Source organism: Ruegeria sp. HKCCD6157, assembly GCF_013110685.1.
Classification (GTDB): Bacteria; Pseudomonadota; Alphaproteobacteria; order Rhodobacterales; family Rhodobacteraceae; genus Ruegeria.
Map to the genome: position 1 here is coordinate 42407 of NZ_WVRB01000007.1, position 14861 is coordinate 57267.

15 protein-coding genes are annotated in these 14861 nt (G+C 59.2%); 6 read left to right on the plus strand and 9 right to left on the minus strand.

Features of this window, described 5'->3' with window-relative positions:
- Nucleotides 1–51: 51 nt before the first annotated feature.
- The 3 genes from GS612_RS17670 to GS612_RS17680 form a co-directional block, all read right to left on the minus strand.
- Nucleotides 52–1626 (minus strand): DUF427 domain-containing protein, encoded by a 1575-nt coding sequence (locus tag GS612_RS17670; protein WP_171642117.1) that lies wholly within the window; start codon nt 1624–1626, stop codon nt 52–54.
- Nucleotides 1627–1732: 106 nt separating this feature from the next.
- Nucleotides 1733–2434: a helix-turn-helix domain-containing protein gene (locus GS612_RS17675; RefSeq protein ID WP_152459288.1), complete on the minus strand. Its 702-nt coding sequence runs from the start codon at nt 2432–2434 to the stop codon at nt 1733–1735.
- Complete coding sequence (locus GS612_RS17680) at nt 2406–2693, minus strand: hypothetical protein (RefSeq protein WP_152459287.1); 288 nt, start codon at nt 2691–2693, stop codon at nt 2406–2408. The genes GS612_RS17675 and GS612_RS17680 overlap by 29 nt, the downstream gene beginning before the upstream one ends.
- Before the next feature lie 176 nt (nt 2694–2869).
- On the opposite strand from GS612_RS17680, the gene GS612_RS17685 reads away from it, so the two are divergent.
- The 4 genes from GS612_RS17685 (at nt 2870) to GS612_RS17700 (ending at nt 6787) form a co-directional block, all read left to right on the plus strand.
- Nucleotides 2870–3328, plus strand: coding sequence for a hypothetical protein (locus tag GS612_RS17685; protein ID WP_171642119.1), 459 nt, complete (start codon nt 2870–2872; stop codon nt 3326–3328).
- A gap of 110 nt (nt 3329–3438) precedes the next feature.
- Nucleotides 3439–4056, plus strand: a complete 618-nt coding sequence (locus GS612_RS17690) for a ribonuclease HII (RefSeq protein ID WP_171642121.1) — start codon at nt 3439–3441, stop codon at nt 4054–4056.
- Nucleotides 4057–4163: 107 nt separating this feature from the next.
- Complete coding sequence (locus tag GS612_RS17695) at nt 4164–5264, plus strand: site-specific DNA-methyltransferase (RefSeq protein WP_152459284.1); 1101 nt, start codon at nt 4164–4166, stop codon at nt 5262–5264.
- Nucleotides 5265–5404: 140 nt separating this feature from the next.
- Nucleotides 5405–6787 carry an adenylate/guanylate cyclase domain-containing protein gene (locus GS612_RS17700; RefSeq protein ID WP_171642123.1) on the plus strand — a complete coding sequence of 461 codons (1383 nt, stop codon included), beginning with the start codon at nt 5405–5407 and terminating at the stop codon, nt 6785–6787.
- A 79-nt stretch (nt 6788–6866) separates the two neighbouring features.
- Here the strand turns inward: GS612_RS17700 and GS612_RS17705 are convergent, their stop codons facing one another.
- Nucleotides 6867–8003 carry an alkane 1-monooxygenase gene (locus GS612_RS17705; RefSeq protein WP_171642125.1) on the minus strand — a complete coding sequence of 379 codons (1137 nt, stop codon included), beginning with the start codon at nt 8001–8003 and terminating at the stop codon, nt 6867–6869.
- 61 nt (nt 8004–8064) lie between these two features.
- On the minus strand, nt 8065–9120 hold the full coding sequence (mutY, locus tag GS612_RS17710; RefSeq protein ID WP_171642127.1) for an A/G-specific adenine glycosylase: 1056 nt from the start codon (nt 9118–9120) through the stop codon (nt 8065–8067).
- An 81-nt stretch (nt 9121–9201) separates the two neighbouring features.
- On the opposite strand from mutY, the gene GS612_RS17715 reads away from it, so the two are divergent.
- The gene (locus tag GS612_RS17715; RefSeq protein ID WP_171230586.1) at nt 9202–9708 is read left to right on the plus strand and encodes a DUF721 domain-containing protein; all 507 of its coding nucleotides are present in this window, start codon (nt 9202–9204) and stop codon (nt 9706–9708) included.
- Nucleotides 9709–9721: 13 nt separating this feature from the next.
- A complete protein-coding gene (locus GS612_RS17720) occupies nt 9722–10384 on the plus strand; it encodes a DsbA family protein (RefSeq protein ID WP_171119927.1) in 663 nt (220 codons plus the stop codon).
- 39 nt (nt 10385–10423) lie between these two features.
- On the opposite strand, the gene lpxK is transcribed toward GS612_RS17720, so the two are convergent.
- Genes lpxK through GS612_RS17740 form a run of 4 tightly spaced genes read right to left on the minus strand, consistent with a single transcriptional unit; the run spans nt 10424 to nt 14783 of the window.
- Complete coding sequence (gene lpxK, locus GS612_RS17725) at nt 10424–11428, minus strand: tetraacyldisaccharide 4'-kinase (RefSeq protein ID WP_171642129.1); 1005 nt, start codon at nt 11426–11428, stop codon at nt 10424–10426.
- Nucleotides 11415–12653 carry a 3-deoxy-D-manno-octulosonic acid transferase gene (locus GS612_RS17730; RefSeq protein ID WP_171642131.1) on the minus strand — a complete coding sequence of 413 codons (1239 nt, stop codon included), beginning with the start codon at nt 12651–12653 and terminating at the stop codon, nt 11415–11417. Before GS612_RS17730 ends, lpxK begins: the two co-directional genes overlap by 14 nt.
- A complete protein-coding gene (locus GS612_RS17735; RefSeq protein WP_152459276.1) occupies nt 12650–13450 on the minus strand; it encodes a 3'(2'),5'-bisphosphate nucleotidase CysQ in 801 nt (266 codons plus the stop codon). Before GS612_RS17735 ends, GS612_RS17730 begins: the two co-directional genes overlap by 4 nt.
- Nucleotides 13437–14783: a TldD/PmbA family protein gene (locus GS612_RS17740; protein ID WP_171642133.1), complete on the minus strand. Its 1347-nt coding sequence runs from the start codon at nt 14781–14783 to the stop codon at nt 13437–13439. The genes GS612_RS17735 and GS612_RS17740 overlap by 14 nt, the downstream gene beginning before the upstream one ends.
- Between the last annotated feature and the right edge of the window lie 78 nt (nt 14784–14861).

Sequence of the window (14861 nt, forward strand, 5' to 3'; positions counted from 1 at the left end):
GTCACGCTGATCAAGGCAATGCGGTTTTCTTCAGAACTGCAACGAAAGGCCTCAACCGTTCAGAATCTCATCGGCTGCGGTTCGCAAAGCATATGATCTGACGGGTCGGGACACGTTGTGCAGATTGACGTCTCCCAACGTTACAGCATTGGAACAGGCCGGTTCGATGTCTTCTGAAACGACAATGCGGTGCCCTTGCGACTTGCCGAACTCGCCCAAACGTGCGGCGATGTTTGCGGCCTGACCGATAACTGTGAAATCAAGCCGTTCGCGAGATCCCACATTGCCGTAGGTGACACGCCCATAGGCGACGCCGATCGAACAGTCGCAATGCCTGTCCGTACCTTCTTTGCGCAGCTCTCCCAAAGTTTCGACGATTTTGATCGCCGAGCGCTGGGCATTGGTGCGGGCCGTACTGGCATCCTCGTCCGTTGCCGGGAAGACGGCAAGCACAGCGTCGCCAATGAATTTCAGGACTTCTCCGTTGTTGTCATGAACAATGCCCGAGACCGTTTCAAAGAACTCGTTCAGGAGATTGATATACTCGCCCCGGCCCAGCTTCTCTTCCAGGCTCGTTGAATTGCGGAGGTCGCAGAACATGATGGCGGCGTCGATCTCATCCCCGTCACCCCGCCTGATTTCGCCGCCCAATACGCGCGCGCCGGTGCGTTTGCCGACATAGGTTTCCAGCAGGACCTGCGCGTTTTCGCGCTGCATGAACACTTCGTAGAAACGGGCGATTACCGAAGAACATTCAAAGACAAGGCCCAGATTTTCGGTTGTAAACCCGTCCGGGTGATCGCAGGTCAGCGTCAGAACATTGGTGCGCCCGTCGGAAAACGGCAAGGGCATGGCCACGTAATCTGTTGCGCCCTTCGCCCGCAGATCTTCCATGATCGGGAAGCTGTTATGCGGGTTTTCATCATTCAACCTTTGCCGCACGCCACCCAGGCCGTTCGAAACATGCCGCAAGGGGCTGTTTATGAAAGCTGGGTGATCATAGATTTCGTATGTCGGAGCCCTAGTCAGAATCTCTTCTTCATCTTTTTCCCAGATATAGTGTTTTCCCGCGATCAGGGGGTGAAGGGACCAGGCCAGAATGCTCAGCCTTTGTATTGCGATGCCGTGCTCCAGCATCTTTTCGGCCAGCGCTTTGGTAAAGCTCTCGGGCGTTGCCGCGGTCGAAGCACCACGCATCAACCAATCAATCAGGGGGCCGCTGATGTTGCCGTCTTCTGGTTCGCGAAGGCGGTTGTCGCCCAGATCGATTTTCGTATAGGCACCGGGCACAAAGCCGATACAGCCTTGAATGGCCGCGCTTTCGGGCAGAGCCTCCTCATATGCCCAGACAGAATTGGCCAGGTTTTCGGAACCCAGATTGATGTCGTGATATGTGGCAGTGCCTTTGAACGGACAGAATGTTTGCAGGTCTGTTTCTTCGCTCAGATCAACACAGACATCCGCGCGGGGAACATAGATCGTGGGCGGCAGGCGCGTTTCATACATGACCTTGGCATCTGTGCTTTCAGCCATAAGCACATCATTGCGGTAAATGGCAATTCTGCCATTCAGCGATTCAACCGAGATTCCATACCCATTGATTTTTGGTGCGGCGTGGACGTTCATATGCGACCTCCCTTGCCTGGGTTTTTTCTAGAATGGGGCTTTGCATCCCACATTCCAAGAGGCGCAGAAGGGAAAAGTGCCAACGCATACGGTCATGCAGCAAGGCTCAGACCATTTGTATCACGTCTTTTTCGATGGACAGCATATACCCTTTTTTGGCGATGTTCTTGACCAGAAGTTCACTGACCATCTGGTTGCCAAGCGCATCCCGCAACCGTTTGATCCGCGTCGCGCCTGCGGCTTCGTCGCAATCGGCCTCATTGCGGCCGGAAATCATCGCCTCGATCTGGGCGCCGGACAAAACCTCATCATCCAGTCGCGATTCAGCCAGAACCGAGAGGGTTTCCATGGCGGCGGGCGTGAGTTTGAAATCCATGTTGTTGAGGTAGACGGTGTTTTCCTCGCGGCTGATCAGCAACGAGGTCACCTGAATGCCGGTGCGTTCGATTTGCGCCATGCGTCGGTTCAGCAGTACCAGCATCACCAGAAAGACCAATGCCGAGGCCATCATGGCGCAGGCAAAAACCAGCAGCACATAGATCACCATCCGATAACTGGACAGGGTGTCGGCGAAGGCGGTGCCGGACTGGGCCAGAATTTCAAGCAACCGGATTTCGGTTTGCGAGGTCAGATCGGTCTCGATGAACAATCGCTCGACCCGCGCGTTGAATGCGTTGGCGTCCGGCAGGGTCCAGAACAGGAAAACGGCGGCGGTGATCAGAATGGCGACAATGGCTGCGACGCCCAGCACGACCAGACGGACCCCCGACCGGCGTGCGTCAGAAACGGAGATAGAATTTTCCGGCATTGCCTTTCCTCTGATCCAACCCTTCCGGCCCGAAAACGGACTGCACTTCAAGCAAGGTCCAGCCTGACGCGCTCAGGCGCTGGGCGATTTCTGCCTGGGCCTGGCCCTTGTCGCAGTTCGAGACCTGAATGACCCCATAGTGCAGACGCAACGGGTTGTCTTTCTTGGCCTTGTAATCCGCATAGCAATCCGCCGCAGACGCAGCAGAGCCAAGCGATATCAGGGCCGCAAAGGTCAGAGAAGAGAGGATCTGTTTCATAGGCCGCATCCTGCGCATGAGTTGCCGCGATATTCAATAACCCAAGGGGTTTGCGGGCTCTGATATCCGATAACACCGGGCCGTTATTGCTTGTCTGGACCGGTCGCCCCCAGTGTCAGGGCAATCAGGACGCGCTCCGTCACACGGTCGCCCAAACACTATGAAGGACACGCATCATGCACAGGAAATTCATCGCTTTCATCGTTGCGACCGCGGTTGCAATAACCGGGGTTTCTGCGACTCAGGCACGGGCTGCGGACGCAAAGGACATTCTTGGCGGGCTGGCGGCCATCGCGCTCATCGGGGCCGGGGTTCACTATTACAACAAGGAAAAGAAAAAGGATCGGGCGACTCGCCAACAGACCTATACACCGGCACCTTACACGCCGCAGCCGGTGCGCCCTCTGCCGCCGCGCGTGGCGCGCTATGATCTGCCCCAGCGCTGCCTGCGCACATTCAACGGGTATTCACAGGATCATCCGCTGCTTGGGCCGAAATGCCTCAAGAAGCACTACAAACATGCCAATAGCCTGCCGCAAGAGTGCAAAGTCGGTTTCTGGAATGGCCAAAAGGTCAAGCGGGCCTACGAACCCGCGTGCCTGCGCCAGAAAGGATACCGTGTCGTTTACCAGTAACACCGGTTGAGCAGGAGCGGCGCCAAAGACGCGCCGCGTGAGAGAGGGTGGTGTGGGCTGCCCTCTCTTTTTTTCTTGCGGCACTGAGCGAAACACGGTTTTCCAAAGGGATGACAAAACCAGATTTCGAACTTGAACAGGCGCTGCTGGACCGGGGACATTGCCGTATCGCGGGTGTGGATGAGGTCGGGCGCGGCCCCTTGGCCGGCCCGGTCGTCGCGGCAGCGGTGATCCTGAACCCACAGGCCATCCCCGAAGGGTTGAATGATTCCAAGAAGCTGACGGTCAGACGTCGGGCCGCCCTGGATGCCGAGATCCGGCGCAGCGCCGAGTTTGCCGTGGCCGAAGCCTCGGTCGCCGAAATTGACGAGATCAACATCCTCAGGGCATCGCATCTGGCGATGCTGCGCGCGGTCGAGGCACTGACACCGGCCCCCGATTTCCTGCTGATTGACGGGAACATGATTCCACGCGGCCTGAAAATCCCGTCGCAGGCGGTCGTGAAGGGGGATGCCCGATCGGTGTCGATTGCAGCCGCCTCGATCCTTGCGAAAAACTGGCGTGATCAGGTGATGGTGGATTTGGCGCAACAGCATCCGGGATATGGATGGGAAACCAACGCCGGTTATCCGTCAAAACAACACAAGGAAGCCCTGCAAAATCTTGGCGTGACCCCACACCATAGACGTTCGTTCAAGCCGGTGCACAATATCTTGTATCAAGGGTAAATCGTAAGTCGCTGATTCAAAAAAGAAATTGACGCCGATTCGTCTTTGACTCATCCTTGTCTCAACCAAATGAGCGCAAAAGCGCCGTGGACACTTGAGGCAGTGATATGACGACAACCACCAAAAAGGGCGCAATCGCGCCCCCTTTAAACACGATTCTATCCGGGGACTGCATCGAAGTGATGAACAGTCTTCCCGAGGCATCCGTTGACCTGATTTTTGCGGATCCGCCCTATAATTTGCAGTTGAAAGGCCAGCTGCATCGCCCGGACAATTCTCAGGTGGATGCGGTGGATGATCACTGGGATCAGTTTTCCAGCTTTGGTGCCTATGACCAATTCACCCGCGCGTGGTTGAAGGCGGCGCGCCGTCTGCTCAAGCCAAATGGTGCGATCTGGGTGATCGGCTCTTACCACAACATCTTCCGCGTTGGTTCGGCGTTGCAGGACGAGGGCTATTGGATTTTGAACGATGTGGTCTGGCGCAAATCAAACCCGATGCCCAACTTCCGTGGCAAACGTTTTACCAACGCGCATGAGACGATGATCTGGGCATCCAAGCGCGAAGGGGCCAAGTACACTTTCAACTATGAGGCGCTGAAGGCCCTGAACGAAGGCGTGCAGATGCGCAGCGACTGGGTGCTGCCGATCTGCACCGGGCATGAACGTCTGAAGGATGAAAACGGTGACAAGGCACACCCGACGCAAAAGCCGGAATCACTGCTGCACCGTGTTCTGATCGGCTCGACCAACCCCGGGGACGTGGTGCTGGATCCGTTCTTCGGCACCGGAACGACCGGAGCCGTCGCCAAGATGCTGGGCCGCGAGTTCATTGGTATCGAACGCGAGGAAAGCTACCGCAAGGTGGCCGAGAAGCGCATTGCCAAGGTCCGCAAATTCGATCGTGAGGCTCTGGAAGTCAGCGCCAGCAAGCGCGCCGAACCCCGCGTTCCCTTCGGCCAGCTGGTCGAGCGTGGGATGCTGCGCCCGGGCGAAGAACTCTATTCAATGAACAGGCGTCACAAGGCCAAGGTCCGGGCCGATGGCACATTGGTCGGTGACAACGTCAAAGGCTCGATCCATCAGGTGGGCGCCCATCTGGAAAATGCGCCGTCCTGCAATGGCTGGACCTATTGGTGCTTCAAGCGTGACGGGAAAACGGTTCCGATCGACGTTCTGCGCCAGCAGATCCGGGCCGAGATGAACTGATACAAAGAACACCGCCGGTGCCTGTGGCCTGACACAAGGCACTACGCCTTGCCCCGCCGATCCTACGGCGGGGTCTTTTGTTTTCGGATCAACAGTGATTGCATGTTGTTGATCCTGACACTGCAAGAAAGATCACGGCCATGACCGAGACAACCGCGCAGCCCCGCCGCAGTCTGTTTTTCACGGAACCTGACACGTTCGATCTGGACAACAAATACACCGAGGCCGCGTTGGAGCGGCACAAGCGTGAAGGGTTGGAACTGGCCGTCCGCGCGCGCTGGGTGGCGATGGCACTGACCGGGGTTCTTCTGGTTTTCCTGAACCCGCAATGGGAGGTGCTTTGGTATCACTTCATTCTGCTGCTGATCTGCGCCAACGGTTGGCTGATCCGCCGTTCCGGTCGGGTGGGACAATCGCGGGTCGAGCTTCTTTTGATCTTCGTGGATTTGCTGATCATGACCCTTGGAATGATTGTGCCCAACCCGTTCAGCGACGATGTCCGCCCTCTGGCCATGCAATACCGGTTTGACAACTTTCAGTACTTTTTCGTCATCCTGGCGGCTGGAACCCTGGCCTATTCCTGGCGCACGGTCATTGCCATCGGTTCGTGGACGGCATTGATGTGGACGATCGGTTGGATCGTTGCCTCGTGGGTGGCAACGCCGATTCCGGGCATCAGCGAAAAGGTTGCAGAGGCCTTGCAGGACTATCCGGATGTTGCCGAACTGTTGGACCCCAACAGTTTCATGGTCCCTCAACGTATCCAGCAAGTGATCGTATTCATAATGGTCGCGGTAACGCTGGGCATTTCGATGCGGCGTCTCAATCAATTGTTGATGAACAACGCGGGATTGGAACGGGAACGGGCCAACCTGTCGCGGTATTTCTCGCCCAATGTGGTGGATGAGCTGAGCCAGAACGATGAGCCGTTGAAACAGGTCCGCAAGGAAGATGTGGCGGTACTGTTCATCGATATCGTCGGGTTCACCAAATACGCCGCCGGGCGGGATCCCTATGAAGTGATCGAGGTTCTGCGCGGGTTTCATGCCCGTATGGAAACCGAGGTATTCCGGCACCACGGGACCTTGGACAAGTATCTGGGCGACGGTTTGATGGCGACCTTCGGCACTCCGGTGCCAACGCCCCTGGACGCGAGCAATGCCCTGGACTGCGCGCGTGCGATGGTGGGTGTGATCGACCGTTGGAATCTGGAACGTCGCAGGGTGGGAGAGCCCGAAATCCATGTCGGCGTTGGGGTGCATTACGGCTCGGTCGTACTTGGGGATATCGGTGCCAACCGGTTGGAATTCGCGGTGATTGGCGATGCGGTCAATGTGGCGGCTAAGCTTGAGGCACTGACGCGTGAATTCAAGGCGCGTATCGTTGTCAGCGATGCCGTACGCCTGCGGGTTGAGCAAGAAAACCCGCAGGCGCCGGAGGTCATGGCCGGTTTTGTTGCCTGTCGCGACCAACCCGTGCGAGGGGTCGAGGCGCCGATGGATGTCTGGGTGATGAAAAGCTGAGGGCCTCCCGCCCGTCAGAACAGCATCGCAGATGCAGTGCTGACAGTTGGGCCAAGCAGCGCGCCTGTGCGCGCTGCGATCACGCTTTGGGCATGGGGTTCAAAGATTTGTTGTAGGGGTGCCAGTCGGTGATCTCGGGATAGAAGTGGCGCCGCCACGCGCGAACGCGCGGGTTCATGACCCGCCGCCACAGCGGAGGGAACATGGCGAACACGGTCATGACGGGATAGCCATAGGGCAATTGCGGTGCCGTGTCCGACGCGTGATGTTGCAGCAGCGGAAACCGGCGATTGGGTTTGTAATGGTGGTCCGAATGGCGTTGAAGATTGATCAGCAACCAGTTCGAAGCTTTCTGCGAGGCATTCCAGGAATGGCGTGGCAGGACATGCTCGTACCGTCCTTCGCCCAGATATTTTCGGGTCAGGCCGTAGTGCTCGACGTAATTGACCAGCTCGAGTTGCCAGATCGCGACACCAGCCTGAAGCAGAAACAGCGCCACGCCGGACCATCCTCCGATCAGGCCGGCCAGTGCCAGCATCCCACCTTGCAGCGCCCAGTACCGCCAGAACGGGTTTGAACGATCTGTCCACGGTCTGTCGATGCGGGCCAGCTTGTTGCGCTCGGCGTTGAAGGCCGAAACCCAGCATTGCCACAGAACGCGGGGATAGAAGCGATGGAAACCTTCGTTGTAGCGCGCCGTTACCGGATCGCGCGGGGTGCCAACATGGCGGTGATGGACCAACAGGTGCTCGGACCGAAAATGAGAATACAGCACCATGGCAAGAAGGATGTCCCCAAGCCAGCGTTCCAGGCGGCTTTTCTGGTGCATCAACTCGTGGCTGTAATTGATCCCAATCGTGCCCGAAATGACGCCCATGCCAAAGAAGAGGCCGATTTTCTCAAGCGTTGACAGATGGGTGTTGTGGGTTGCGTACCAGATCAGACCAAAAAGGGTGACGAACTGGATCGGGGCCCAGAGTTTTATTAGCAGTGTGTACCATTGCAGCGCCGTGTCCGGCGTCTCGGGGTCGGCGTTTTGAGTGTTGAGCCCGGTGATCCGGTCCAGCACTGCAAAAGCCCACCAGGTTGCGGCAGGAACCAGCAGCAGTGACCATCCACCGGTAGCAGCTGAAAACCAGACCAGCGGAATCAGCAGCAGCGACACCCAGAAAGGGGATGCAGATTGCCAGCGGGACAATGTGCCTGTTGCGATCATCTTTTCTGCTCCGACTTTACGGAGATATCCTAGCCATGGCTCGAAGACTTGCACAGCGGACTTATTGTCCTCGCCAAAGATCATAGGCCTTGCGCATCACGGTTGGCAGGTCGCCGGGCCTGAAGCTGTGTTTGTCTACAACTGTCAGATGTTCGGGTATGTCGTGATCGGCGGCATCTGTGGTCCAGATCCGCAAAATCAGGTGGAAATGCGTAAACGTATGGCGCACTTCGCCCGGCAACATCGTCCAATTCGCGGGGAATGGAGGCTGTTCGGCCGGGGCATCGTTCCACTCTGATCCGGGCCAGCCCAGCATTCCGCCCAGCAAACCTTTGTCAGGCCGGCGTTCCAGCACCATGGCCCCGTCTGCGCTTTGCGCAACATACACGTGCCCATAGCGCGTGGGTTTGGGCTTTTTGGGTGTTTTTCGTGGCAGGTCGGCTTGGGTGCCTGCGACGCGGCTCTGACAGGGGTCACGCAGGGGGCAAATGCCACATGCCGGCGACTTCGGCGTGCAGATGGTTGCCCCCAAATCCATGACCGCCTGCGCGTAATCGCCGGGACGTATGGTCGGGGTCAGGGCCGACGCCTTTTCCTTCAGCAGGGGTTTGGACCCGGGTAGCGGATCGTGAATGTCATGGAGCCGGGCCATGACACGCTCGACGTTTCCGTCCAGCACGGTTTCGGGCCGATCAAACGCGATGGCCGAGATCGCAGCGGCGGTATAGGGGCCTATGCCGGGTAGGTTCAGCAGCGCTTCTAAGCTGTCGGGAAACCGGCCATCGTATTTCTGCGTGACGGCACGGGCGCATTTCAAAAGATTGCGGGCGCGGGCGTAATAGCCAAGCCCGGCCCATTCCCCCATGACCTGCTCGTCCGGTGCGGCGGCCAGAGCCTGAACCGTAGGCCAGCGGGTGGTGAAGCGCAGGAAATAGTCGCGAACGGCGGCAACTGTAGTTTGCTGCAACATCACTTCGGACAGCCAGACCCGATAGGGATCGGGGCGCATCCCGGAGGCGCGATCCGCCGGACCGATGCGCCATGGCATTTCGCGGGCGTGGCGGTCGTACCACTCCAGCAACGCATCACTGACGGTGAATTCAGCAGAGTCACGCAAGTTTTATTCAACTCCCGGTCGGGTTTCGCTGGCACATGGTGGCCTGCCCAGTACAATAGAGGCGTAGGAGCAGGAAACCAGATGCAACGCAGACGTTCTTCGACCCGCGGGTTCAAACGCACCGCATCCTTGCTGAACGATCAGATCCGGCGCGCCGGGGAAAGCCGGGGGTTTGCCGTGTCGCGGCTTTTGACCCACTGGGCCGAGATTGTCGGCCAGGAAACCGCCGCCATCGCGCGCCCGGTCAAAGTGGGTTATGGCAAGGGCGGATTTGGTGCCACCCTGACCGTGTTGACGACCGGGCCACAGGCTCCGATGCTGGAAATGCAGAAGGAACAGCTGCGCGGCAAGGTAAACGCGGTCTATGGCTATAACGCCATCAGCCGTGTCCGTATCACCCAGACCGCTCCGACCGGATTTGCCGAGGGGCAGGCCAGTTTCGACCACAAGCCGAAGCAAGCCAAACCCCAGATTGCGCCTGACATTGCCGCCGAGGCCGACAAAATGTCACGCGATGTACATGATGAAGATTTGCGCGCGGCTCTTGAACGTCTCGGGCGCAACGTTTTATCCAAACAGAAACGCTGAGAAAGGGCTGAAAATGAGCCGTATTGCAACCGTAATCTGTGCGGCCGTCGCCGTGGCCGCTGGCGGCTATTGGCTGACAGGGTCGAACACCAATGTCACCATTCCACTGGTCAGTGCCGCCGAAGCGCAGGAGGCGGACCTGGATACTTCGACGATCGTCGAAATGGTGCTGGGCGCCGAGGATGCACCTGTCGAAATCATCGAATATGCGTCCTATACCTGCCCGCATTGCGCGAGTTTCCATCAGGGGGCCTTCAAACAACTCAAGAAAGACTTCATCGACACCGGCAAGGTCAAGTTTACCTATCGTGAGGTGTATTTTGACCGCTACGGGCTTTGGGCATCGATGGTTGCACGCTGCGCTGGCCCCGAAAAGTTCTTCGGTATCACAGACCTGATCTATGAAGGGCAGGCAGAATGGACACGCGCAGGTGGTCCGGCCGAGATCGTGGACGAGCTGCGCAAGATCGGTCGTTTGGCCGGCATCGATGGCGATCAGCTTGAGGCTTGCCTGCAAGACGGTACCAAGGCGCGGACATTGGCTGCGTGGTATCAGGAAAACGCCGAACGAGATGGCATCCAGGCGACGCCATCATTTGTGGTGAACGGCAAGAAGGTCGACAACCAGTCCTACGCTGACTTCAAAAAGCTGATCGAAGACGAACTGGGTGGCTAAACACCCTTTTCCGGTTGGCCCTGCGTGGGCCGACCGGGCCTATTGTGGTGCAGGTGGTGCTGCCTTCAGCAGCATGTCGCGGACCTTGTCAGTTTCGCCGACCCGCAGACGTACCGGCAGAGTGATCACTTTGCTCCGAAAAGCCGGGGGCAGACGTACGGCATCTTTCTCGGTCGTTATCATCTGAGCACCCAGTTGGCGCGCCTCGTTTTCCAGACGGGCCATCAGTGCCTGAGTCAGAGGCTGGTGATCGTCCAGGGCTTCGGCGCGGACCAGGTCTACGCCCAGCTGCCGCAGGGTTGTGAAGAACTTCTCGGGGTGGCCGATCCCGGCAAATGCCAAAGCGCGTGTGCCGGTCCAGTCCATGCCGGTTTGCAGGGGCTCGATTGCTCCGGTGACATGGGGAACGGACAACTTGTCGCCCCACTGAGCAGTGAAAGCCATTTGCGCGGCCTCATCGCCCAAAGACAACACAAGGTCGGCCCGTTTCAACCCGATGTCGACCGGTTCCCGCAGTGGCCCGGCAGGCAGGCACAAACCGTTTCCGAACCCGCGTTGAGCATCGACAACAATGATCGAGAAATCCTTGGCCACCGAAGGGTTTTGAAACCCGTCATCCAGCACGATTACCGTGGCGCCCGCCGCTGCGGCGGCCCGTGCGCCCGCCGCCCTGTCCTTGGCAACCCAGACTTCGGCAAACATCGCCAGAAGCAGCGGCTCGTCTCCTACTTCGGCAGCCGTGTGCCGGGCCGGATCAACCTGCACCGGCCCGTCCAAAGAGCCTCCGTGCCCCCGCGTGACAACATGTGGTTCGTGCCAGGCGCCTCGAAGCTGTTCAAGGGTCCAGATCACCGTAGGTGTTTTACCGGTTCCACCAGCATTGAGGTTGCCGATACAGATCACGGGTACACCCGGCTTTTCGCCGGATTCCGAGGCGATCCTTCGGGCGGTTGCCGCTGCATATAGGCGCCCCAACGGTGCCAGCAGACGCGCCCTCAGATCCGGTTGGTCCGGGGTCGTGTTCCAGAAATCAGGTGCCCGCATGATCCGCACTCCGCTGATCCAGAATATCCTGTACCATTTCGATCAGGGCGTCAGCCTGCGGTGCGCCTTCGGTCAACAACTGCCATCCAGCCAACGCCATGTCGGCAGCTTGATCCGGCGCCAGAAGCTGCACAACGGCGTCGCCCAGTTCGGTTGCAGTCTTAACCTCTTTGGCGGCGTTCACCTGTTGCAGGCTGGAATAGATTTCCTGATGGCGGTGCACATATGGTCCGAACATGATCGCAGACCCCAGCGCGATTGCTTCGGACGGGTCCTGACCGCCCGCGCCGCGTTCCAGTGAACTGCCCATGAAGGTCACTGGTGCCATGCGATGCCATAGGCCCAGGTTTTCGGGGTCCGATGTCAGGACGACCTGAGTGGTGTCTTCAATCATGTCCCCTTCATCCCAGCTGATGCAGCGCAGGTCCATCGATTCCAGCCGCCGTCTCAGCGGCGAGACTTCCGGCTCGTTTGCCACGTGCAACACCAGAACCAGCCGATGCAGCATCCGCAGCGCCTGACGGTGGGCTGTCAGAACCGAGATGAACTCCTTGTCCTGAACCCATGCCGCCAACCAAACCGGGCGCCCGGCAAGTGTATGTGTGGTCTCGATAAGCTCGTCTTCAGGCCAGGGCCGGGGATTGGGGCTGATCCGCAAAGGCGGTGATTCCGCAACTTTTCCGGATTGGATCCCGAGGCGGCGGATCTGCCGAGCTGTCTCGGCGGATGGCGTGAGAATCTTGCGGAAACAGTCAAAGGTCACCCGCGTGATGTCCGGCAGCCAACGGGCGTTCCGGGACAGAGTGACGCTGAATTGGGCGTCGAACAGGACCAGCGGGATCGCCTGTTCGTCAGCGCGCGTGACAATGTTGGGCATCAGATCGCCACCGACCCACAACCCCATGTTCGGACGCCAGTATTCGATAAACTCGCGGGCGGCGCCACTCTGTTCCTGTGGCAGGTTGATCAAAGGGAACCTGCTGTCCGGCCAGTTGGACAGATCCTCATCCGGGGGGGCTGTCAGCAGGAAATTCAGCTTGGCCCTGACCTGCGACAGCCGACGGCAGAAGTCGGTCACAGCCCGCAGCCGATCCGGGGTGGCAACATGGATCCATAGCAACTCACCTTCGGGGCGCGGCAGGTTGGATTGCGGCGCAACCCCGTTGCGCAACCCCCATGACAACACCCTGTAGGCGGCCAGGCTGAGTGAGCGCGGTTTGCTCATGTTCCGATTCCCGGCCCGGCCGGATCCAGCAGTGCCGACAGTTGCTGATGAATCGAGGCGCTGGCGGCGATCACGCCGTTCAACCTGGGATGCATATTGTTGAAGATCAGCCGTTGACCCGTACGGTCGGAACAGACGCCGCCGGCTTCTCGGATGATCAGGTCGCCGGCGGCAATGTCCCATTCCCAACTGGGGCGCAGGGTCAGCATGCCATCGAACCGACCCTGCGCGACCAAAGCCATGCGATAGGCAAGTGACGGGCGATACGCGCGTTCGAAATCTGGCGCCTGCGCGTCGCGCCAGTGCCGAGCGTCAAGATTTGGCTTGGCGGCCAGAATTTCTGATTGCAAAAGCTCTGCGGTGTCCGAGGTCGTGATCGTCTTACCATTGAGAGTGGCGCCCTGACCCTGTGCCGCCGTGTACAGCAAATCCCGCATCGGCAGGTAAATGACCGCCGCCGTCACCACGCCGTTATCGGCGACGGCTATGGAATGTGCCCAGGTGCGCGCGCCTTCTGCAAAGCTCCGGGTGCCGTCGATCGGGTCGATGATGAAAGTGCTGTTACGGTCCAGCCGGTCGGTGGAATCCTCGGATTCCTCACTGAGCCAGCCATAGCCCGGTCGCACCGAACACAACCGCTCCTCCAGCATCGTGTTCACGGCAAGATCTGCCTCGGTCACTGGGCCGGCGCCATCGGGTTTGTCCCAGCGCTGTGCTTGCGTGCCGGAATAGCGCGTGGCGATCTTGCCGGCCTCCAGCGCCGCCTCGATCAGCAGGGGCAGATCAGTTGCCGGCAAGTGTCATTCCTTCGATCAGAAGTGACGGAACCACGCGCGACAGGTATGGGCGGGCATCGTTCGCCGGGATGATCCGGCGCAGCATGTCCCGCAGATTGCCCGCGATGGTGCATTCATTGACCGGATGCGTGATCTCGCCATTCTCGACCCAGAAGCCCGATGCACCCCTTGAATAGTCACCGGTATTGGGGTTGATCGTCGATCCGATCATGGACGTGACCAGCAACCCGGTACCCATATCGCGCAGCAGGTCGGCGCGGCTTTGGTCACCTTGTGTCAGGCTCAGGTTCCAGTTGCTGGGCGATGGCGGGCCCGAGACCCCACGAGCGGCATTTCCCGTGGACGCCATATCCAGTTTTCGCCCGCTTGACAGGTCCAACGTCCAGCCGGTCAGAACGCCGTTTTCCACGATTGCCCGGCGTTGTGTCGGCAGACCCTCGGCATCAAAGGGACGCGAGCCCGAAATGCGCGGGCGGTGTGGGTCTTCGACCAGGGACAGATGCGCAGGCAGAACGTCCTGCCCCAAGCTATCCTTGAGCCAGGATGCGCCCCGTGCGATCGCCGCGCCATTGCTTGCGGCCAGAAGGTGGCCGATGAGCGAGGACGAGATCCGTTCGTCGAAGAGCACCGGAAAACTTCCCGTCACAGGTTTGCGCGCACCAACCTGTTGCACGGCGCGTTCGCCTGCTGTGCGCCCGATTTCTTCCGCGCTGCGCAGGTCGGATTGGAACGTCCGGCTGTCGCCGTCATAGTCCCGTTCCATCCCGGTGCCTTCGCCCGAGATCGCAACACAGGAAACTGACCGGCTGCTGCGCGCGTACCCGCCGGTGAACCCGTTTGTCGCGGCCAGATGCACATGGTGGGTTCCGTAACTTGCGGCCGCATCCGACACCTGGGTAACGCCGGCGACGGCCAGTGCTGCGGCCTCGGCCGTCAGAGCATCCTGCATCAGGGCTTCGGCAGACGGGGCCGGGGCGGGGTCTGACAATTCCAGTGACTCTATGTTCCAGTCTGTGACCAGCTGGTCCGTGTCAGCCAGCCCGGAAAACGGATCTTCGGGGGCCTCTCTGGCCATTGCGACAGCTCGTTCCGCCATGGCGCGCAAGGTTTCAGGGCGGCTGTCGGAACTGGACACAATGGCGGATCGTTTGCCCAGAAACACCCGCAATCCCAAATCAGTCCCTTCCGAGCGTTCGGCATGTTCCAGCGCGCCGCCCCGCACTTCGACGGAAACAGAGGATCCGTCGATAACGATGGCATCCGCCGCGTCCGCGCCTGACTTGCGGGCCACGTCAAGCAAGTGATGGCTGATTTCTTCTGGTGAGCAGGTCATGAGGCCTCCGGGTTGATTGCCAAGGACCTAGCCTTGGACTGCCCGTCTCGCAAGACCTGTGACCAGATTGTGCGTTGA

What these genes read in the sequence shown, in the direction of transcription:
- GS612_RS17670 (WP_171642117.1), bottom strand. Translation starts at nt 1,626, where the DNA reads ATGAACGTCCACGCCGCACCAAAAATCAATGGGTATGGAATCTCGGTT.
- GS612_RS17675 (WP_152459288.1), bottom strand. Translation starts at nt 2,434, where the DNA reads ATGCCGGAAAATTCTATCTCCGTTTCTGACGCACGCCGGTCGGGGGTC.
- GS612_RS17680 (WP_152459287.1), bottom strand. Translation starts at nt 2,693, where the DNA reads ATGAAACAGATCCTCTCTTCTCTGACCTTTGCGGCCCTGATATCGCTT.
- GS612_RS17685 (WP_171642119.1), top strand. Translation starts at nt 2,870, where the DNA reads ATGCACAGGAAATTCATCGCTTTCATCGTTGCGACCGCGGTTGCAATA.
- GS612_RS17690 (WP_171642121.1), top strand. Translation starts at nt 3,439, where the DNA reads ATGACAAAACCAGATTTCGAACTTGAACAGGCGCTGCTGGACCGGGGA.
- GS612_RS17695 (WP_152459284.1), top strand. Translation starts at nt 4,164, where the DNA reads ATGACGACAACCACCAAAAAGGGCGCAATCGCGCCCCCTTTAAACACG.
- GS612_RS17700 (WP_171642123.1), top strand. Translation starts at nt 5,405, where the DNA reads ATGACCGAGACAACCGCGCAGCCCCGCCGCAGTCTGTTTTTCACGGAA.
- GS612_RS17705 (WP_171642125.1), bottom strand. Translation starts at nt 8,003, where the DNA reads ATGATCGCAACAGGCACATTGTCCCGCTGGCAATCTGCATCCCCTTTC.
- GS612_RS17715 (WP_171230586.1), top strand. Translation starts at nt 9,202, where the DNA reads ATGCAACGCAGACGTTCTTCGACCCGCGGGTTCAAACGCACCGCATCC.
- GS612_RS17720 (WP_171119927.1), top strand. Translation starts at nt 9,722, where the DNA reads ATGAGCCGTATTGCAACCGTAATCTGTGCGGCCGTCGCCGTGGCCGCT.
- lpxK (WP_171642129.1), bottom strand. Translation starts at nt 11,428, where the DNA reads ATGCGGGCACCTGATTTCTGGAACACGACCCCGGACCAACCGGATCTG.
- GS612_RS17730 (WP_171642131.1), bottom strand. Translation starts at nt 12,653, where the DNA reads ATGAGCAAACCGCGCTCACTCAGCCTGGCCGCCTACAGGGTGTTGTCA.
- GS612_RS17740 (WP_171642133.1), bottom strand. Translation starts at nt 14,783, where the DNA reads ATGACCTGCTCACCAGAAGAAATCAGCCATCACTTGCTTGACGTGGCC.